Genomic DNA, 19560 nt, shown 5'->3' on the forward strand with positions numbered 1-19560 from the left:
CTGCTCTAATCCTAAGACTCCTTATCCTCAGCCTGGCCGGGATAACGCCCCATCAGCAGCTTCGCCCGGTACTCTCCGGGGGAGATGCCCTCCAGCTCCTTGAATACCCGTGCGAACTGCTTGCTGTTCTCGAAGCCGACGGACTCAGAGACGGAGGCCAGCTTGACCCGGTTATCGGCCAGCAGCTCTTTGGCGTGACGGATGCGGACTTTTTTGAGATACAGCACGAAGCTCTCCCCGGTATAGGCCTTGAATGCCTCACTGAAATAAGAATAGTTCAGGGACACATAATTACTGACCATCGCCATGTTCAGCGGACGCGCATAATTCGCTTCGATATACGCCAGCGCTTCCTCCATATCGGCATGCTCGGTATGAGCGGATTTGATGCCTATAATATAATCGTTAACGCTCAGGAGCAGATGCTCCAGCGCACGGTAATAGTCGTGGAAATGGCGGAAATTATGCAGGTTGCCCACTTGGCGGTAGAGCTTCAGCACCTCCACCGAAGCTTCGCCATGCGTACGGAACACCTCATCCAGTACGCGTTCATTCATACTCCGTCCTACATTCTCCAGGTAGCTCAGATCCAGCCTCAGCAGATGCTCCGTCTGAAAAATAACGCCAAGCAGCGCCTTGATTTCCTTCTCCCGCCCGGTTCCCAGCATATTAAGCAGCTTCCGCAGCTCTTCCTCCGGGAGCGGGAAGCTCAGCCGTCCAGCCTGAATATCCGCATAGTCCACGAAGCTGGCCTGCGGCGACAGGAAGGTATATTGCAGCGCCCGGCAAGCCTCCAGATAACAGGCGCGGAACTGCCCGGCGCTGCGGCTCTCCCTGCTGATTCCGAGCAGCAGCCGCGTAAGCTCCTTGGACTCGGCCCTCTTGGCCAGCTCCAGGAAGCTCTCCCCGCCACCGACCAGCACCAGCTTCCCGTCTCCGTCCGTCAGAATCTCCTTGAATTTGTGCTCTAGCGGTCCGCCCAGCTGCTCCAGCAGCCCCTGCACTTCTGCAGGCTTCATCCGTGTACCGTCACTGTGATAATAGTTCAGCACTCCTACTGTAAAAGGCACTTCAAGCCCCGCAAGCTCCTCATGCTGCGCAGACGATACCTCGCCCTCCTGCTGCATCAGGAGGCTGCGCAGACGGGCCGCCCGCAGCTCGCGGCGGTAGCCCTCTGCTTCCTGCAGCTGCTTGTGGCTGCTGAATTCCCGCTCTTCCCCTTCCTTGGCTATCCGCTCCAGAATCTCGAACAGCTCCTCACGGCGGATCGGCTTCAGCAGATAATCCTTGACGCGGTAGCGGATCGCGCTTTTGGCATATTCGAAATCATCATGGCCGCTGAGTATAATGACAGCCGGAGCCCCATCCGCCGCTGCTTCCGCAGACAGCCGCGCCAGCAGTGTAATTCCGTCCATGATCGGCATCCGGATATCGGTGATAATCACATCCTGCCGCTCCTGTTTGTACAGCTCCAGTGCTTCCGCGCCGTTGCCCGCCATCGATATGCTGTAGACAGCCGGATATTCCCGTTCAATCATCGCCTTCAGGCCTAAACGGATCATTTTTTCATCATCCACAATCAGCAGATTAGTCATAGCTGTTATCCCCCGTCAATAGAACTTTGGGCAGTGACATGTACACGGCCGTCCATTTTCCCGCTTCGCTCTGTACCTCCAGCCCGTAGGCTTCACCGTAGAATAGCTGCAGCCGCTGGTGCACATTGCGCAGTCCGACGCCGCCCGCCTTATATCCTCCGCTGCTGATCCCGGAAGCGTCCGCTCCAGGCTCCTCTTTCGCATAGATCGCCTCATGCAGCGCCAGCAGCCGCTCCGGCGTCAGTCCCAGACCATTGTCGCGCACGACAATTAGAATCTCCGTCCCGACCTCCGTCAGATCAATCCGCACCACGCGGTCCTTAAGCTCGACTCCGTCCGCATTCCAGGCATGCTTCACACTGTTCTCGACAATCGGCTGCAGCGACATTTTAAGCACCTCCACTTCCAGATAAGCGCTGTCAATATCCAGCTCTAACCGGATGGTATGCTCGAACCTGATGTTCATAACCTCCACATAATTCTCAATATGGCGGATCTCGTCCCTCAGCTTGACGTATTCTCCGCTCCACTTGAAATTATAACGCATCATGCCGCCCAGCCGGGTCAATGCATCCGAGATGGTCCGTTGGTTCTCGATTTCGGCCAGCATCTTGATATTCTCCAGCGTATTATAGAGAAAGTGGGCATCGATCTGATTATGCAGGGTGCGCAGCTCCGCTTCCTTGGAGAGCGCCTGCTTATGGACCGCCTGGGCCACCAGCGTATTGATCGTATTCAGCAGCTTCGAGAAATGATGGGCCAGCTCCCCGACCTCACCGCCGCCGTTGACCCGGATGCTGCCGTAAGGCTCACCTCTGCGGACCTTCTTCATCGTCTCGGTCAGGCGGCGGAGATTCTTCAGAATAAATGCGTTCATGATATAGGCAATGACCGTTACCAGGAAAATAAAAACGATATTCGCCCCAATAATCAGGTTGCGGGTACGCGAAATATCCTTCATTAATCCCTTCATGGAGACCACCGTGACCAGGGAAGCATTAATCTGCTCCAGCGGCGCTTGAATCAGCAGGAATGAATTCCCGTTCTCCTCGTAATCCATCTCCCATCCGCCCATCTTACGGTAGACATCCAGCCGTTCTTTAACGGCCGCAGAGAGTCCCGGATTCTCCTCCAAGAAGGAGTGGTCCGTCCGGGTGAACAGGTTCAGCTCCTCATCTGCGATCATCATCTGCGATTCATTGTCCTGCACAGAGGTGAATGCCTTAGGTGCGAACTTGCTCAGCTGCATATCGACCTGCACCATCCCGACATGATGCCCGGCAGGAATGCTTTTCTCTTTAAGCAGCGACACCTTGGCCGGACCAGCCTCCACCTCCCCTGCGTAGCGCTTCATGAGGTCGGGATCCCGCTTCTGAAAGGACCAGTAATGCTGTCCCTCCATCTGCAGCGCTTTTTGAAACCACGGTTCCATCGATACCCGGTCCTCACTGAAAATAACCGGCCACAGCTCATGCACATTCTTATTGCTGGAGAACAGCCGCAGATGCTCAATATTCGGATTATTGAATTGCATCTGGCTCAAGCTCACAAAGGTAGTTGTATTGAAATCGATCAGTTCTCCAAGCGAAGGCTCATCCTCGCTGACCAGATAGCTCTCCACCCCTTTATCCGAGGAAGCCATCTGGGCGACCCGTTCCATCGCTTCAATCTGGTTGAGCACATACAGCTTCTCCATCTGGAGGAGATAGCTGTTCTTCTCAATAGAATCACGCTTATAAGTATTATTGATCGCTCTGTACGAATAGAGGGACACCAGCAGGCTGGGTCCCAGAATAATGAAGATATATGCAGCAATCAGCCGGCTCTGCAGTGACCTCCGCCCCCACCAATAGCGGAAGGAATTCCATAATGCCCCTGTTCGTTCGCGCATGCTCACCTCTTGAAAATAGCCCAAAAGCCCGCAGTCTGCGGGCCAATGGGTCTTATATTTAAAAACTTACATTCCGAGTTTCTTTTTGTTCTCTTCATATTTCGTCTGGCGGTAGGCATCGAAGGTCGCCTGGCCGTCCTTTTCTTTCTTGGCGAGATAATCGCTCCAGATCTTATCGAAGTCTGCATCGGAATCCGCCATCAGCAGTTTCGGCAGTGTTTTACCGCGCAGTTCCTTCAGTTTGGTAGCGATAATGCCTTCCGGCGAGTTGCCGGTAGGGTCAATCAATTGGAATTCAGAGGTATTGACGGATTTGCCCTTTGTCCAGTCTTCCAGTTGCTTGTAAGGCTCCACAGATTCCGGCTTCCATTGTTCGGTAATATTGGTGTTCTGCATCATCCAGAAGGTGAAGGATGAACCGTATTGCTTATCAAAGGCTCCGCGGTCACTGTTCATCAGCTTCAGCGCTTCAGGCAGGAATTGGTCCTTGCCGTCAATTGTATCATAGCTGACCCCTTTTTCACCCAGGAAAAGATCCTTTTGGCCTTCTTCACTGTTCAGATAGCTGAGGAATTTAATCGCACGCGCTTTATCCTTCACGTTCTTGGAGATCAGGGTCACCGTCCAGCCTGAGATTCCGGGGCCGTCCAGGGCCGGAGGGTCCATCTTGGTGTTGGCCGGTCCGTCAACTGCAATGTACACCTGCTCAGGGTTCTTCTGGAAAATCGTACCGAGCTGGGAAGCGAAGTCTGTGCGCTGATACAGCATGGCGAAGTAGCGCCCTTGTACGATCTTCTCTTCCATCTGCGCACGCTTGTCAATGAAGATATCCTTGGCCAAGAGCCCGTCCTGGTTGGCCTGGCGGAGCGTTTTCATCCAGCGGACATACTCCGGATCCGTCTCACGGTCATAGACCTTGCCGTCCTTTTCCCAAGGAATGTTCAGGAAGTTCTGAATGTAGCCTTCCAGCGAGTCGTTGCCGGTCTCTTTAAACTCATGCAGCCCCAGCGGGATCAGCGGCTGGCCGTTCACCTCAGGGAATTTCTCCTTCGCAGCCTTCAGCGCGGCGAGGAAACCTTCAGGAGTACGCATATCCGGGCTGCCGATCGCTTCATAGATATCCTTGCGAACCGCAAAGGTCTGGTTGGATACATAGGCGTCGCCATATTGCTTATAATCAGCCGGGGAGGACGAGGAGTTCGGATACCCGTAGACATTGCCGTCCGGCTGAGTGTACCAGCCGAGCTTATCCTTATCCGATACTTTGTAGAAGTACGGGTCATATTCATCGGCCAGCTTGTTCAGCGGAAGAACCAGATCGCCTTCAATCATTTTTTTGATCGCATCTTCCCAGAACCCAAGGGTAATGAAATCCGGCAGCTTGCCGGAAGCAATCAGCGTGTTCAGCTTCTCGTTCTCATTGCCTGCAGGCACGATGAAGTTAAGGTTAACGCCGGTCTTCTTGGTCACATATTGGGAAGTAGGGTCTACACCCCATTTATTCGGGAACCAGGCAAAGTTCAGATACCAGTCAAAGGTAATCGGTGAAGTATCGCTCTTCCAGCCCGGTTCATCGGCCGAAGCCGCAGGTGCCGGAGTTGCAGCGTCTGTTGCAGGTGCCGCCGTAGCCTCCGTGTTCGCCGGCTTGTCATTCGCCTTGTTTCCGGATGAAGCATTATTGCTGTTACCACAGCCCGTTGCAGATAAGGCCAGCATGAGTCCCAACATCAGCAGGACCGTTTTCTTCGGCTTATGTTTCATGCCCATTTGTTTACCCCTTTTCTAGATCATAATATTTATAAGCTCAACCCCGTAGCCCTTCAGACACCCGGGCGTTGGAGGAGTTACCTGTGGCTTGCAGATACTTAGCCCTTAATCGAACCAATCATCATACCTTTGACGAAATAACGCTGCAGGAACGGATAGACGAATACGATTGGCAGTGTGGTCACGACCATGGTGGCCAGCTTGATCGACTGTGAGGTGACCGTTCTTGTGGCCGCGCTGCCCTGGACAGCGGTCATCATGGTATTGGAGCTGGATTGGGCCACGACCCGGAACAGATAGGTCTGAATCGGCTGAAGATCCACGTTGTTGATGTAGATAATGCCTGTAAAATAATCATTCCACTGGTAGACTCCGTGGAACAGGGCGATGGTGGCAATGACCGGCATGGAGACCGGCAGCACAATCCGCAGCAGAATCGACCAGTCGTTGGCCCCGTCAATCCGCGCCGCTTCATCCAGACCATCCGGAATTTCCCGGAAGAAGGTCATGAAGATAATGAGGTCGAAGAAGCTGAACATCACCGGGATGATATAGACCAGGAAGTTATCCAGCAGATGCAGGTCGCGGTTCAGCAGGAAGGTCGGGATTAGCCCGCCGTTGAAGAACAGGGTGACCGTACCGATCAGAATGTAGATTTTGCCGCCCACCAGATCCCTGCGGGATAGAGCATACGCGACCATTGCTGTGAAGAATACATGCACGGCAACACCGACTACTGTCTTGGCTACGGTAATGGCCATCGCCAGCATAATGCCCGGACTTGCGAAGACCGCCTCGAAGTTCTTCAGTGTGATGATGCGCGGCCACCAGTAGATTCCGCCCAGCATGGCGTCATTGCCGTCATTGAAGGCGTTGACCAGCACATACCAGATCGGATAGAGCGTCAGGAAGCAGACGCAGAGCATGACCAGATTATTGATGATGTCGAAGATGACTTCGCCTTTGGTTCTGCGTTTGAGTGCAAACATAGATAGATCCTCCTTGTTCTAGAACAGCGACGTGTCGTTGATTTTTTTGGATACCTGGTTAGCAATCAGCAGCAGAATCAGTGCAATGACCGCCTTAACCAGAGTGACCGCCGCAGAGTAGGAGAAGCGGTTAGAGACAATACCTGTCTGATAAATATAATAGTCAATGACGTTAGAAGCACTTTCATTCAGCGAGTTGCGCAGCACCAGAATCTGGTCGAAGTTGGAGCTCAGCACTCCGCTGACCGCGAGAATGAACAGAATGCTGATCGTGCCCCGGACGGACGGCAGCGTAACGAACCACATTTTCTGGAACCGCCCGGCTCCGTCAATCGTCGCCGCCTCATACATCTCCGGAGAGACACCGGCGATCGCCGCCAGATAGATAATGGCTGACCATCCCAGCTCTTTCCAGATGTCGGAGCTAATGATAATGGTCCAGAAGTAGCTTGGCTCGGCCAGATACGTAATCGGCTGGTCAATGAGGTGCAGCGCCATCAGGATACTATTGATAATCCCCACATCGGCCAGCCAGGTGGCCAGAATCCCGCCAAGCACGACCCAGGAGAGGAAATGCGGCAGATAGGAGATCGTCTGAATCGCCTTCTTATACCGGAGGGAACGGACCTCATTAAGAAATAAAGCGAAGATAATCGGCAGCGGGAATCCGATAATCAGCTTGATCAGACTGATTCCCAGCGTATTGCGTATAACATTGGGCAACTCGTCGTCGTCGAATAATTCCCTGAAATGCTGCAGGCCCACCCAGGGGGCTTCGGCAATCGATTTGACGATGTTGTACTCCTTGAAGGAAATAATCAGGCCATAGATTGGAATGTAGTTGAATACAATCATCCAGGCTACGCCAAGCAGGGCCATCGTCTGCAAATGCCGCTGGGCTACAAATTTCCTCCAGAGTGAATGTTTCCGACCTGAACCGGTTTCGATTGACGCCGGAATGAGCGGACCCATGACCGGGTCCTGCTTGGTATTTCGTTTGTTCTCCATCGTGTGGACCTCCAGGATACCTATCTGTTTATGTGAAGCGTTTTCATCTCTATGTAAGTATTGTATGCGTTTTAGGTATACGGTAAAAGGCCTCATATTTCGTATTTAGGGGCTCATATTTCGGCTTGGAGTATTCTTCTGGGCTCCCCAAGCCGAGCCTCTTACACATGCAGAACCGCATGCTCCTCCGACAAAACAAGATAGTCACCGATCACGCCGTCCTCAAAGGCAGGCTTGCGGGGCTGGCCGTTTCCCAGCGGGGGCAGATCCTGATGGTATTTGTAGAAAACAAGCTGGGATCGCGCCCCCTCCTGCGTCAGCTCAAGCCGCAGCTCCTCATCGGTCAGACAGACAGCGGACACCACGCTCCCCGTTACTTTTGCCGTCAGCTCATCCCATTGCTCTTCCTCAGGCTTCCCTGCCCAGCTGGATATCCACGGCCGGTGGCTCTTGTTATAATTCAGGTGGCATTCAATCACTCTGCCGTCCAGCAGAATATATTGGCCCGATGCCCAGACGGCATATACGAGATACTGTCTAACGCCTTCCTTCTCCAGCAGCAGTCCGAAGAACCCGGGACCTCCCATGCCATAGGTTCCCAGATGGGTAGAGAATCCCACTGCCCTGCTGCCCAGCAGCGCGTCCTTGTCCATCTCTGTCATCGTCCGGGGTCTGGCGGTCATCATCGCCTCGCCTTCCTCCGCTTCATAGTGGAAGTCCCTGAACGAACTTTCTTCCGTCCAGCCTTTAGCCTCCCACGTCTCCCGTTCAGCGGCGGGAATAATCATGGAGTATTTCTCAATCAGTCCGATCTTAAGCTCGCTCATTCCTTCATCCTGCCCCTCTCCTGTTAACAGATGTATACCCATTATTATAAGCAACTTCACATCAGCCATTGTATTCTGTATTTCGCATTCAATCCAGACTTCTTATACATCAGAAAGGAGGCCCCTAAGGACCTCCTCCCCATTACTATCTATGCCCGTTATTCCATTACCGCACGGATCGCGGCAATCTCCCCGCGCCGCAAGGCTTCGGCATCTGCGCCGCGCAGCAAGCCGCCGGTAATCACGCGCTCCATACCGTCCCGGAAGGTCAGTGCCAGCGTCTGAATAACTGCCTTGCTGTCGCCGAAGGTATCCGCATGACGCGGATTCACATACGTCACTTCCGTGCTGCCCAGCAGCTTGAAGGAGACCTCTCCCTGCTCGTCGAACAGCCAGCCGGGAAGAGCCGGATGCAGCGCCAGCGTTAATTCGCCATCCCGGGTAGCGAACAGGCTGCTGCCTGCCATCATCGTTCTCCACATGCTCAGGAACTCGGCCGTGGATCCGCTCAGCCGGGCCACGAACCCTCTGCCATGTGTGGCAGGGTCGGGGTTGCCGCCGGTGGAGATGAACGACGAATTCTCCAGCGTGCTGCGTCCGTATACCTCAGGATCAAGGAACGGGATCAGCGACGTTCTCAGCTCACTGTAGAATTCTTCATACAGTCCCGCCTTCAGCAGCTCAAGCAAGTATTTATAGGACATGTGCAGGAAGTTCGATTCCCGCTCCTGCCAGCCTGCGGTGAACGCCCGGATGCGTCCGATCTCATGCCCCTCTTCCTCCAGTGATACCGAAGTCCGGTACATCGAGGTGACCGGATCGAACAGCCCGCTCCGCTTCACCTTGCTGTAGATAGCCTTGGCGGTCTGCTGATCCTCCAGTGTCTTCAGCCAGCGGGTTGGGCCTTCCAGGAAATACGGCAGCGCCGAAGCCTCGAATTCTTCTACGACTGCCTTCGGCAGTCCATAGCCGCTGATGACCGGCTCGCCGGCAGCATCCGTGACCGGCCGGAAGCGCGTAGCCTCGAAACGGAAATAGGTTGGCACCAGTCCGCCGACCATGTCTACCGCACGCGCAATCCCCTGATCCACTTTGTGCAGCCACTGCTCCAGCATTCCGCGGATCACTTCAAGGGAGACTTCGCCGGTCTCGCCCGTGATCCCGAACCGAACGGACGCCCGGTATGCCTCACGCGCTGCGGCCACACGGTCCCAATACGGGAACTCAGCCAGCGAACCGTCCAGCACTTCCGTTACAGCCTGGCCTACCTGTGTGAGCAGCGCCGCAATCTCCGATGGAAGAGCCACTGTGGAAGGAAGCCCGGCACTGTTCTCCAGCGCTTCCACCATGAAGACCAGCATCCGTTTCAGCTCCAGTGTCTCGCTCATGCCCGAGCCCATCAGGCCCGGCAGTCCGTTCATCGCATCGTTCCAGCCCGGCTTGTTCGCCTCCATCTCCACACCCATACCGTATGGATCAAGCGTGGCGAATTTGTTCAGGGCGAGCGACAGCATTTTCACAAACAGACTGGTCCGGTAGATCTCCCCGTGCCCGCCTTGTGTGCGCAGCCACTCGGTACCGGATGCCTTGCGCTTCAGCTTATGCAGCTTCTCCTCATCCTCCAGCAGAGCTCCGAACTGCCGCACCTTGCCGCCGCTGATCACGTACTTCTCGCTGCGCGGCAGGACATAGGCCGGAGAGTCGTAGAACGCATACGTCTCATCCCCGAACAGCAGCTCTCCAAGGCGCTCAGGATAAATATCCAGATAGCCTTCCACCAGGTCCAGGTTATACGTCCAGTGATCCGACCAGAACCCCTCGCCGAAGGCGGCTTCAATGTTCTGCTGCGACAACGCAAGCACCCCGCTGAGGAATTCCTGCTCACTTAGGGTTAACACGATCTGCTGATCGGCAATATAGTTAATCAGACTGCCTGCGGTGAAGCGTCCGGCCAGGAGCTGAGTAAGTCCCGCATGCTGCTCTGCAAGCGCCCCGGTCAGCCATGCCTTAAGCTGCTCCTCCGCACCCGGCAGAATCTCGAAGCTGGTGCCCTGTACACTGAGCGGGTTGTAGCCGTCTGCCTGAATCAGGCTATAGAACATTTTGATATTGAAGCTGCCCACCTTGGGATGGAAAAAGACGTCGTTGCGGCGGTTCTGGTTCATATCGCGGAAATTCCCGTTCCCCTGCGAATAATATTCGGGGGCCAGCGAGAAGAAGTTATAATCCCGTTCCATATCGCCATGCTTGCGGGAGTAGAGATGGACCACGAAGCCCTCTTCCCCATTGTCAAAGATAAACGGATATCCCCCGCGCAGGAAATTGTCGAGATAGGACTGGCGGCAATACGCGTCAAAGATCGGCGAGGACGTCCGGGTGGCGATATCCGCAGTTAACTCCTCGGTCAGTGCGGCAGCTTCAAGGGACTTGGCGGCAAAATACTCCTCACGGCACAGCTCCGCCGTCCGTTCATTAATCCGGGCAATATCATTTACATGCCCGATGATGGTGTTCAGCTTCAGCGAAGCCCCGGGGGCAAGCGTCCGGGCAGTGCCGCTAAATCCGCACGGCACCTTGTTGACCGGATACTGCGCCTGTGCCAGCAGCTCGGCCAGCGGAAGCGCCGCGAAGCGGTCAGGATAGGTCAGTGACGTATTTCCGCCAAAGATCACTTCATAATCTACAAGCGGGCGGAGCAGCTCTCCTTCCGCCGTGGAGGAGAGATAGAAATGCCCGCTCTCGATCTTGCCGATTTCGGCATCGTCATTCGTGCCGGAGCGCAGCTTGTAGAACGGAATCCCGTGCTCAAGGTTGAACACATCCATCCAGCTGCGGAGAAGGTTCCCCATCTCCTTATAGCCTCCGTTCGCCACTCCGAACGGAAGCACCTCCGGCAGACCGTCCAGCAGTTCAAGCGCAAGTTCAACTCCGCCGATATTCTGAATCTCCACCTGACGGACCAGCGCGGCATAATCATCCCCCGGAAGGTTGAAATAGTGGACTGTGGTCTTCAGGCCATGTCCGGCATGCGATTCCTCAATGGTCAGTCCGTTCGGCAGAATGGTCATGATCCGCTGGGCTGCCTGGTCCGGGCGGGCCGACTGGAACGGTTCATAGATCTCTGCGTTCCCCTTCAGCTTGATGAAGGTGCGGAAGCCGGTCGATGTTACATTCTTGTAGGAGATATTGGCCGGCGAGAACTCCATGATCGGCGAGTTTTTGTCCCGCACGCCGAAGCTGCTAATCCCTTGGCCGCGGTTCACATAGAATGTCCACATCGGTATCCCCTTCAGTCCGGCAAGGCCCGGCAGGAAGCTGGCGAACGGCTTGCCTTCATGGAACTGCTTGATCACAAATTTTCCTGAGTCAAAAGTATAACGGCTCATATTTACTCCTCCTAAAATATCAATGAATGCTTGCAGTGCAGGCCTACCCCTGCGTAATCAGATGTGTCGCGATAGAGTGCGCAGGCAGCGTGCATTCGGCGGTCTCAGCGCCCAGTCCCAGCGTCAGCGTACGTGCTTGCCCGCCTTCGTTCATCAGCACCACAGCGAGACTGCCGTCCGGATTGCGGAACGCAGCCGACAGCACATCTGCCGCTGCCGATTCAAGCCCGATCCGCACCGCACCCGGGGCGATGAATTTGCTGAAATGCCCGATGTAGTAATACGAGCTGTTGTAGTGGACCTCGTCAGTAGCCGTATCCGCGATCACCGGAGCATCGCAGAGATTGCCCACATGGTTCGGCCCGCCCGTCTCATCCAGCACCAGATTCCAGTCCAGGTAACCTTCGGTCCAGGCATTCAGATCGCCGATCATATTGCGGCCGTAGCGCTCACCCGTGAACCATTCGCCCAGACGCACGCCGCCCTCCTGACAGCCCTCGGTGAACAGCACATGCTTATCCGGGAAAAGCTCATGCACCTGCTCCACGTTGCCGAACTCCTCGCCGCCATACCAGTGGATACCGGTCCCCCAGACATACTGTGCAGCTTCCGGGTCCGACAGAATCGGGGTCACGCGCTCGACCATAATGTCGCGGTTATGATCCCAGATCACGATGTTCACATCGCCCATTCCGGCTTCGTGCATCACGGGGCCGAGATGGTTTTTGACAAAATCACGCTCTTCCTCAGCACTGTACACACAGGAATCCCAGGTCTGCACCGCTGCCGGCTCATTCTGCACTGAGACGGCCCAGACCGGAACGCCTTCCTTGCGGTAGGCCTCGATGAATTTGGTATAATACCGCGCCCAGACCGGCGCATACTCCGGCTTCAGCGAGCCGCCGTTGTTCATCTCCCCGTTCGTCTTCATCCAGGCGGGCGGGCTCCACGGGGAGGCCAGCATGGTGAACGGTCCGCCCCGGACCTCCATGGCATCCTTAATCAGCGGCAGCACCCACTTATGATCACGCGAGATATCGAAGGTCTTAAGCTCCGTATCCCCATCCTCCACATACGTATAATTACCGAGTGCGAAGTCGCAGCTATGGATATGCACACGGCCCATACTGTAATTCAGCCCGTCTACCGGGTCAAAGTACCGCCGGATGACCTCTGTACGCTTCGCTGGACTCATCCGGGACAAGGTATACGCCGCTGCTTCTGTGAATGCGCCGCCAAAACCAATAATGGTCTGGAACGCCTGCTCCGGGTGCAGCACGATATCTGCTTTTGCCGCTGCGCCCTCTGCGCTAAACTGAATGCCATCCTTGCGACTCAGGCGATCTCCTGTATCTTTGGCGGTGACTACGGTTTGAACGGTTGTCATGTCTATCACTCCTTTATTATTTTTGCCAGGCGAAACCAGGGACGAAAGAAATCGAAACCGGTTTCGATTTTGCCGAAAAAAAAGGTATTCCTGAATGTACGCACCTTCATCACATGCGCGGCGGTGCGCAGGAATCCCTCACAATAATCTCCACAGGCAGCACAAGTGCTTCCTGAGCCGTACCTGGACCGTTCATAGATGCCAGCAGCAGCTCCGCCGCCCGGGTCCCCAACATCTCAGTATTCTGGCGTACAGTGGTCAGCGCAGGCGTAACGTATCCGGCAAGCTCAATGTCGTCATAGCCCATCACCGAGACATCCTCCGGCACCGCAAGCCCCTGATCCTTAGCCGCCATTACCGCACCCAGGGCCAGCAAGTCACCCGAAGCAAAAACAGCCGTCGGCCGCTGCGGCAACGCCAGCAGACGCTTCATTGCACCATAACCATTCTCCAGCGCGTAGAAGGCTCCCTCGGCCACATATTCATCCGGCACCTCAAGATCCTGCTGCTTCATAGCCGTTCTGTACCCCAGCTCCCGCTGCTGTCCCGGATAGGTGTTCCCGCCTCCCGAGATATGGGCAATCCGGCGGTGTCCAAGACTGACCAGATAATCCACGGCCTGCAGCGCACCCGTCATGTTATCCGAGCAGACTGTATGCGACAGCTCCGTCTCGAAATCGAGCACCACGGTCGGAATATCACTCTCCAGCAGCTCCCGGAAATACGGGTCATCATAATCAGAGAGGAACACTACCACCCCGTCGACGCCGCGAATCCGGCAGTTCTCCAGATATCCGCTCTGCTTGCCGCCTACATCCTTCGAGATGAACATGAGGGCATAGCCCTTGGCTACGGCAACCTGCTTGAAGCTCTCAATCACTGCGCTGAAAAAAGGATGGCGGATTCCCGCCCCCGTATTCTCCACAAACAGCACACCGATGGTCCAGGATTTCTTGGTCGTCAGTGTACGTGCATGCGCATTGGGAAGATACCCCATCTCCCGGGCGGTACGCAGAATCTCCTCACGCGTCTTCTCCCGCACATCGGAATAGTTATTGAACGCCTTGGACACTGTGGTTGGTGAGTAGCCGGTCCTTTTGGCAATATCGTATATCGTGGTCATTTCCGGTTCACTCCCGCAGCTCAATGAAAGCCCTTTTATGTTCACTGACATTCTAACTTCTTTCGGCACGGCCGTCCAGCATAAAATATCTTTGGACCTCAGGCAGCAGCGTCAAGATCTGAATCACCATTCCAAGTGACATATAGAACACATGAATCAAGCTGACCATGTTCCACATGTAGGTCTGCACCATAATCCAGATAATCTGGCCGAAGCCGATATAGAGCGAAAAGCTCCAGGCCGCATGCCGCTCCTTGAACGGTGTCAAGGCGTAGCTCCAAGCCCACTGCGGCTGCTTCCAGAGACCGTACAGCACGAGCAGCGGGAGCACGCCGAACACGAACAACAGCAGCAGCCCAGGGACGGCAAAGCTGTGAAAGGGCATTCGTACCATTGCAGAGGCCGGCATGCCGAGCAATTCCCCGCTGGGATCAGTTAGCAGCGCCAGCCCGCCTGCGATGGCCCCCAAGCCCAAAAACCCTTGAAGTACCAGCAGCACCCTAACAGCACCTGGCATTTTTTTAGCAGCGTTCATCCTCATTCCTCATTCCCCATTTCAGGCACCTATTTTCCGGCTACGGATTAGGGCTATTTCTGGTTAGCGCCTATGCTTTATTGAGATTTTACAGATTTCTCCTCAAGATTGCCGGGAAAGAAATCACACTCCGGAAAATTTGCATGATGTGCCTGCTGTGTGAATGTCTGCGGTTTACGCTATACTAGTATCAATTAGGACAACTCCTGACATTAAAGCGGACGCATGCAAGCAGATGCATTTATCATTCACAATACAGAAGGGATTGGACGGTTGCGGCTTAAGGCTGCTTCTGCCAAGTACACTTATGACTGAGATTACAACTCTACCTCCATCCAAAAAATGCGCGTACTGCCATCAGCTTAAGCCGCTCGCTGAATTCCGCCGGCGCACAGGCAAGCGCGCCAAAGGCGTGTCCCGGCGCGGAGCGTGCCGGGAATGCCGCAAGCTCCGCGAGGCCGAGGCTTCCTTGCCGCCAGTGCGGGCAAGCGTAGCCCCTGCCCTGCCGGAGCGCCAGGCCGGACCGGCCGGTCCCCTCAAGCGGGACAAGGGGCCGGTCTCTATCTCCAAGGCAGCTGCGCCCGAGAAGGCAAAGCCGCCCATGGCCCAGCCCCGTCCAGCCTCCCGGCCGGAACGTGCCCGGGACGCCAGAGGCAGCGCGGGAGCGCCAGGCCTTAAGGGCAAGGCGCGTCCCCGGCATGCCGCCGAGACCGGGCGCAGCCTTCCGCAGCAGCGCGGGCCGAAGCCCGATCCGCAGGATGCTTCTGCCCTGATTCCTTCGGCCAAGGGCATGATTCTCATGCGCGGGCACAGCGATAAGGGCCGCCGCTGGCATCAGGAGATCGACCTTGAGCTTGCCGTGACGCTGGTCAAGGAGCATGCAGCCATCGTCGTGAACCGGCGTACGATCCGCCGCTTGTACAGCAATAAGGACTTCCGCGCCTATATTTTGACGAGGGACAACTATACCTGTTATTTCTGCGGTCAATACGGGGATACCATCGATCATCTGCTCCCCCGCGCCAAAGGCGGGCATACTACGCCGGATAACTGCGTCTGTGCCTGCAATTTATGCAATCAGACGAAGGCTGACCAGTTGGTGGAGCAATTCATGAGCCGGTAATGTTCTTGACCCGTCCAACCTGGCCGTCCGAGAGCCGCACCTTGATCCCGTGCGGATGGCGGGGCGAGTTGGTCAGGATGTCTTTCACTGTGCCGTGCGTGAGCTTTCCGGTCGCCTGATCCTGCTTCAGTACGATATCTACCTGAATGCCGGGGCGGATATCCGCTCTTACTTGTCCGTTCATAATACACTCTCCTTTCGTTAATATTTGCGTTATATATCGTCTACTTTCTCTTACAGATAAGGATGAACAGCCATGGCTTTTGGAATCAACCGGGCGGAATTAACCCGCTGGAAACAGGCCGTCTCCGCAGGGGAGATTGCGTTCCTGACCCATTACTGGATCGATAAACGCTACCCTGAGATCACAACAGTCACCAAGGTGGGCTGCAGCGATCTGCCCCGCCTGCGGGAGTGGTGCAGGAAGCACGGTCTCCCGACGCGGTATATTCATAACCGCCAGCCGTTCCCCCACTTCGACCTCATGGGCCCGAAGCAGGCGGAGATTCTCAGGCAGGAGGGCTTATGGGAGCACCTGGAACGCTTCCGTATGCTCTGATGAACGGCAGACTGCGGAGCGCCTGCGACCGGGCGGTTATTTCGGGTTCCGCAGATCCTTCATAATCCGGCGGCCGGTCGGGGTCTGGGCCAGCCCGCCCCCGGCCGTCTCCCGGTGCTTCTCGGGCATCGCAGAGCCGACCTCCAGCATGACCTTAATCACTTCATCGGACGGAATCACGCTGCGGACGCCGGCCAGGGCCATATCCGCCGCTGCAAGCGCCGTAACGGCACCGAAGCCGTTGCGGACAATGCATGGAATCTCCACAAGTCCGCCTACCGGATCACAGATCAGCCCCAGTGTATTTTTGAGCGCAAGCCCTACTGCATGTACAGCCTGTGCCGGAGTCCCGCCGCGCATCTCGGTCAAGGCTCCGGCCGCCATACCGATCGCTGAGCCCACCTCGGCCTGACAGCCGCCTTCCGCACCCGATACAAAAGAATTATTAGCAATAACATACCCTATCGCTCCAGCCGCGAACAAACCGGAGACCATATAATCATCGTCCCAGCCGAAGCGCTCCTGACAGCTCAAGAACACACCGGGGATAATTCCGCAGGAGCCGGCAGTCGGTGTGGCAATAATCCGGCCCATAGAAGCGTTCACTTCAGAGACGGCAAGGGCATACGCCATCGCCTGGCCTGCCGGTCCCCCGAGACAAGGCTCATCCGCTGCATTATAGGCGGCCACCCGCTGGGCATCCAGCCCTGTCAGGCCGCTGCGTGAGGTGGTGTCTTCGGTCATGCCGCGCTGCACCGCTTCCTTCATGACCCCATAATACTCGCGCATGGTGGCGAATTCCTGCTCCTGGGAACGGCCGGATTCGGCGCTCTGCTCCTCAAGCATCAGAGCGCCGATCCCAAGCTCCCGCTCCCCGCATAGTACAGCCAGCTGGCTGAGTGTTTGAAAATTCATGTTGTGATGTCCTTCCCCTTCTGTGTCTGTTCTTGTGTAATGCCGTTCAAATCGACTACCTTGACGCTCTTCACTGCCGGAAGCGCCCGCAGCTTCTCCAGCAGCTCCGCCGTGGCTGGCTCATCCAGCTCCAGCACCGTCAAGGCCGCACCGCTGCGGTTCTTCCGGTCGAGTGACATATGTCCGATATTGAACTGGCCCTCCCGCATGACCTCCGTAACACTGGCCAGCACCCCCAGATAATCCATATGCTGAATCAGCACCGTAGGGTACATGCCGGTCAGCTTCACGCTGAAGCCGTCAATATCTACAATCTCAATATTGCCGCCGCCGATGGATGTGCCGGTAAGGGTCATCTCCGTCCCGCTCTCCCTGCCTGTAAGGCGCAGACGGACCGTATTGGGATGGGGAAACAGCCCCGTTCCCTGACCGAAGGAGATGCTCATCCCGGCTTCGGCCGCAAGCCCAATGGAATACGGCAGCCGGTGGTCGTCCGTGGCGAAGTCAAGCAGACCTCCGGCGATCGCCCGGTCTGTCCCGTGTCCCTGATAAGTCGCGGCAAAAGAACCGAAGAACGTAACCTCGGCCTCTCGCGGCAGCTCACCAAGCACCTGCCTTGCGGCCCGCCCGATCCGCGCGGCTCCCGCTGTATGAGAACTGGAAGGCCCGACCATGGCCGGGCCTATAATTGAGAATACATCTTTAAATCTCATAGTTTTGGTCTCCCGCTATCTGAATTCGGCCATGTACAGCGAATGTGTAATGATGTCCATCCGTTCATTGTACAGCACCTATATATTATACTGCGTCCGCACCAAAGCTACACTATTACATGAATTGTGACCTATTATTCGCTGCTCTGCGAGTGGAAACGGCTTTGCCGTCCTTATAAAGGACGGTACCGTTTCAGCGAGAAATAGAAGGAGAATGTATAGCGTGAAGTCTATACATTCTATTTCGAGAAAAGCACCAAGCCGTCCCGCTCCTGCCAGCCGATACGGGTCCAGAAGCTTCGGCCCATGGCATTATCTTCGATCACCATGAGATGGCACTTCGTTATGCCCGCTTCGCGCAGTCCCGCAAGGCAACGCCTCACCAGCTCACGGCCTGCACCGCTTCCCCGGCTGCCGCTGGCGACAGCCACATGATACATATGGCCTCTGCGTCCGTCATGCCCGCACATCGCGGTGCCCATTAGGGTGCCGTCCTCCTTCACGCACACCTGGCTGATGCCCGGATTCCGCTCCAGATAACGGATGATATTTTCACGCGAGTCGGCTTCACTGAGACCCATTCCGTCCGTATTCTCCCACAACCGGTAAGCCGCTTCGTAATCGTCCCCTGTCATTGCTCTATATATCATGCATTCTCCCCATTTCTATGTTTATGACTCCACTTCACGCCGCACGCTTTTCTGGGCGCATGCATACCCATATACGGAAGAGCTGAGCAGGCAAGGAGGAGTAACCGCCGATGAACCCCATGTATCCTTCTTATGATGACAAAACGGTCTCCCATGTGCAGCCTGTTGCTTTTCCCCCTCAGCACCAGGACCGTTACCAGCTGATCCATGTCCAGGCTTCAGCCGGTCACGCCGGCCTTGTTCATTCCCAACCCGAGAGGATGTATAGCGATGAATCAACACAAGGATTTCAACCTGCCTTCTGTCCGCCTGAATGCGGGCATGTACGCTCTGACCAAGCTGTCGGCCGCCGGATTGACCTTCATCCTGATCTCCCTGTTCATGCTGATCCATGGCTATGAGAACGGAATTCCGTCCGGCTGGCCGGTATCGGTGCCTTATGCCATCTACGCTTACGGCCTGCCGGCTGCCATCCTGGCCGATGCGCTCCTGCGCATGTTCCGCTCCACCTCGCTCAGCCCGGCGCTGGCCCTGTACGCCATTGCCGGCTATGGCGCCGGCCTGTGGCTCGCTGCGGAGCAGGGCGGCGACTCCCTTGTCTCCGGCCTTACCGGCCTCGCAATCCTGCTGCTATTCCGCATCGCCCAGATCGCGGGCGAACGCTTCCCGATCCTGCTTCCCTTCTTCGCTCTGTTCATTCCGCTGATCTGTCTGGTCTTGTTCTGACCTGGCGGGTTCAGGCAGGGCGGAGCATTGGGGAGGGCCGGGATGGCGGGTAAGGCTGGATACCGGGCTGGATGGGATCAGTATCCGGAAACCGCAAACCCTTCTCACGGCACATTATGTTCGGTTTTCCGCATACATTGGGACCACACGCCTCCGTCACGCCCAATGTGGTCGGTTTTTCGACTATATTTGGACCACACGTCTCCGTCACGCCCAATGTGGTCGGTTTTTCGATTACATTGGGCCCGATGACCTCGCGCTGGCACATTGCGTTAACTCTTATCGTCCGGTGCATCGCGCTCAATAGGATGCCCGAAGCAAACAATTGGAGAAATGTGTCTTATTTCATCCGTTTCTGCCGTTTAC

17 protein-coding genes are annotated in these 19560 nt (G+C 55.9%); 3 read left to right on the top strand and 14 right to left on the bottom strand.

Annotation, left to right across the window (positions count from 1 at the left end; translation table 11 throughout):
• Nucleotides 1–11 precede the first annotated feature (11 nt).
• The 10 genes from C173_RS30940 to C173_RS30985 all read right to left on the bottom strand — a co-directional run bounded on the left by C173_RS30940 (nt 12) and on the right by C173_RS30985 (nt 14508).
• The gene (locus C173_RS30940) at nt 12–1595 is read right to left on the bottom strand and encodes a response regulator (protein ID WP_036732694.1); all 1584 of its coding nucleotides are present in this window, start codon (nt 1593–1595) and stop codon (nt 12–14) included.
• Nucleotides 1588–3486 (bottom strand): sensor histidine kinase, encoded by a 1899-nt coding sequence (locus C173_RS30945; RefSeq protein ID WP_036732696.1) that lies wholly within the window; start codon nt 3484–3486, stop codon nt 1588–1590. The genes C173_RS30940 and C173_RS30945 overlap by 8 nt, the downstream gene beginning before the upstream one ends.
• 66 nt (nt 3487–3552) lie before the next feature.
• Nucleotides 3553–5253 carry an extracellular solute-binding protein gene (locus C173_RS30950; RefSeq protein WP_036732697.1) on the bottom strand — a complete coding sequence of 567 codons (1701 nt, stop codon included), beginning with the start codon at nt 5251–5253 and terminating at the stop codon, nt 3553–3555.
• A 98-nt stretch (nt 5254–5351) separates the two neighbouring features.
• Nucleotides 5352–6242: a carbohydrate ABC transporter permease gene (locus tag C173_RS30955; protein ID WP_036732706.1), complete on the bottom strand. Its 891-nt coding sequence runs from the start codon at nt 6240–6242 to the stop codon at nt 5352–5354.
• Nucleotides 6243–6260: 18 nt separating this feature from the next.
• Entirely contained in the window at nt 6261–7214 is a 954-nt protein-coding gene (locus C173_RS30960; RefSeq protein ID WP_051478710.1) for an ABC transporter permease, read from the bottom strand.
• Nucleotides 7215–7411: 197 nt separating this feature from the next.
• Nucleotides 7412–8119, bottom strand: a complete 708-nt coding sequence (locus tag C173_RS30965; RefSeq protein ID WP_235192086.1) for a hypothetical protein — start codon at nt 8117–8119, stop codon at nt 7412–7414.
• A 116-nt stretch (nt 8120–8235) separates the two neighbouring features.
• Nucleotides 8236–11463 carry a hypothetical protein gene (locus tag C173_RS30970; protein WP_036732712.1) on the bottom strand — a complete coding sequence of 1076 codons (3228 nt, stop codon included), beginning with the start codon at nt 11461–11463 and terminating at the stop codon, nt 8236–8238.
• Nucleotides 11464–11506: 43 nt separating this feature from the next.
• Nucleotides 11507–12850, bottom strand: a complete 1344-nt coding sequence (locus C173_RS30975; protein WP_036732714.1) for a glycoside hydrolase family 30 protein — start codon at nt 12848–12850, stop codon at nt 11507–11509.
• Between the two features lie 109 nt (nt 12851–12959).
• Entirely contained in the window at nt 12960–13973 is a 1014-nt protein-coding gene (locus C173_RS30980) for a LacI family DNA-binding transcriptional regulator (protein ID WP_036732717.1), read from the bottom strand.
• Nucleotides 13974–14025: 52 nt separating this feature from the next.
• A complete protein-coding gene (locus tag C173_RS30985; protein ID WP_036732719.1) occupies nt 14026–14508 on the bottom strand; it encodes a hypothetical protein in 483 nt (160 codons plus the stop codon).
• A 307-nt stretch (nt 14509–14815) separates the two neighbouring features.
• On the opposite strand from C173_RS30985, the gene C173_RS34060 reads away from it, so the two are divergent.
• Complete coding sequence (locus C173_RS34060; protein WP_036732892.1) at nt 14816–15631, top strand: HNH endonuclease; 816 nt, start codon at nt 14816–14818, stop codon at nt 15629–15631.
• Here C173_RS34060 and C173_RS30995 read toward each other — a convergent pair.
• A complete protein-coding gene (locus tag C173_RS30995) occupies nt 15618–15815 on the bottom strand; it encodes a YwbE family protein (RefSeq protein WP_036732721.1) in 198 nt (65 codons plus the stop codon). The genes C173_RS34060 and C173_RS30995 overlap by 14 nt on opposite strands.
• A gap of 72 nt (nt 15816–15887) precedes the next feature.
• Between C173_RS30995 and C173_RS31000 the strand changes: the two genes are divergently transcribed.
• Nucleotides 15888–16190 carry a hypothetical protein gene (locus C173_RS31000; RefSeq protein WP_036732723.1) on the top strand — a complete coding sequence of 101 codons (303 nt, stop codon included), beginning with the start codon at nt 15888–15890 and terminating at the stop codon, nt 16188–16190.
• 36 nt (nt 16191–16226) lie between these two features.
• Here C173_RS31000 and sdaAA read toward each other — a convergent pair whose 3' ends face one another.
• The 3 genes from sdaAA to C173_RS31015 form a co-directional block, all read right to left on the bottom strand.
• Entirely contained in the window at nt 16227–17105 is an 879-nt protein-coding gene (gene sdaAA, locus C173_RS31005) for an L-serine ammonia-lyase, iron-sulfur-dependent, subunit alpha (RefSeq protein WP_036732726.1), read from the bottom strand.
• Complete coding sequence (gene sdaAB, locus C173_RS31010; RefSeq protein ID WP_036732729.1) at nt 17102–17818, bottom strand: L-serine ammonia-lyase, iron-sulfur-dependent subunit beta; 717 nt, start codon at nt 17816–17818, stop codon at nt 17102–17104. The genes sdaAA and sdaAB overlap by 4 nt, the downstream gene beginning before the upstream one ends.
• Before the next feature lie 239 nt (nt 17819–18057).
• The gene (locus C173_RS31015) at nt 18058–18453 is read right to left on the bottom strand and encodes a GNAT family N-acetyltransferase (RefSeq protein ID WP_235192087.1); all 396 of its coding nucleotides are present in this window, start codon (nt 18451–18453) and stop codon (nt 18058–18060) included.
• A gap of 285 nt (nt 18454–18738) precedes the next feature.
• On the opposite strand from C173_RS31015, the gene C173_RS31020 reads away from it, so the two are divergent.
• A complete protein-coding gene (locus C173_RS31020) occupies nt 18739–19194 on the top strand; it encodes a hypothetical protein (RefSeq protein WP_036732735.1) in 456 nt (151 codons plus the stop codon).
• The last annotated feature ends 366 nt before the right edge of the window (nt 19195–19560 follow it).

Source organism: Paenibacillus sp. FSL R7-277, from assembly GCF_000517965.1.
Taxonomy (GTDB): Bacteria; Bacillota; Bacilli; order Paenibacillales; family Paenibacillaceae; genus Paenibacillus_AQ; species Paenibacillus_AQ silagei.

Bases quoted from the DNA above. Each gene is read 5' to 3' on its own strand.
- C173_RS31015 (WP_235192087.1), bottom strand. From the start codon at position 18,453: ATGACAGGGGACGATTACGAAGCGGCTTACCGGTTGTGGGAGAATACG.
- C173_RS30970 (WP_036732712.1), bottom strand. From the start codon at position 11,463: ATGAGCCGTTATACTTTTGACTCAGGAAAATTTGTGATCAAGCAGTTC.
- C173_RS30940 (WP_036732694.1), bottom strand. From the start codon at position 1,595: ATGACTAATCTGCTGATTGTGGATGATGAAAAAATGATCCGTTTAGGC.
- C173_RS30985 (WP_036732719.1), bottom strand. From the start codon at position 14,508: ATGAACGCTGCTAAAAAAATGCCAGGTGCTGTTAGGGTGCTGCTGGTA.
- C173_RS30965 (WP_235192086.1), bottom strand. From the start codon at position 8,119: ATGGGTATACATCTGTTAACAGGAGAGGGGCAGGATGAAGGAATGAGC.
- C173_RS30975 (WP_036732714.1), bottom strand. From the start codon at position 12,850: ATGACAACCGTTCAAACCGTAGTCACCGCCAAAGATACAGGAGATCGC.
- C173_RS30955 (WP_036732706.1), bottom strand. From the start codon at position 6,242: ATGTTTGCACTCAAACGCAGAACCAAAGGCGAAGTCATCTTCGACATC.
- C173_RS31020 (WP_036732735.1), top strand. From the start codon at position 18,739: ATGAATCAACACAAGGATTTCAACCTGCCTTCTGTCCGCCTGAATGCG.
- C173_RS30980 (WP_036732717.1), bottom strand. From the start codon at position 13,973: ATGACCACGATATACGATATTGCCAAAAGGACCGGCTACTCACCAACC.
- C173_RS30945 (WP_036732696.1), bottom strand. From the start codon at position 3,486: ATGCGCGAACGAACAGGGGCATTATGGAATTCCTTCCGCTATTGGTGG.
- C173_RS31000 (WP_036732723.1), top strand. From the start codon at position 15,888: ATGGCTTTTGGAATCAACCGGGCGGAATTAACCCGCTGGAAACAGGCC.
- C173_RS34060 (WP_036732892.1), top strand. From the start codon at position 14,816: ATGACTGAGATTACAACTCTACCTCCATCCAAAAAATGCGCGTACTGC.
- sdaAB (WP_036732729.1), bottom strand. From the start codon at position 17,818: ATGAGATTTAAAGATGTATTCTCAATTATAGGCCCGGCCATGGTCGGG.
- C173_RS30950 (WP_036732697.1), bottom strand. From the start codon at position 5,253: ATGGGCATGAAACATAAGCCGAAGAAAACGGTCCTGCTGATGTTGGGA.
- sdaAA (WP_036732726.1), bottom strand. From the start codon at position 17,105: ATGAATTTTCAAACACTCAGCCAGCTGGCTGTACTATGCGGGGAGCGG.
- C173_RS30995 (WP_036732721.1), bottom strand. From the start codon at position 15,815: ATGAACGGACAAGTAAGAGCGGATATCCGCCCCGGCATTCAGGTAGAT.
- C173_RS30960 (WP_051478710.1), bottom strand. From the start codon at position 7,214: ATGGGTCCGCTCATTCCGGCGTCAATCGAAACCGGTTCAGGTCGGAAA.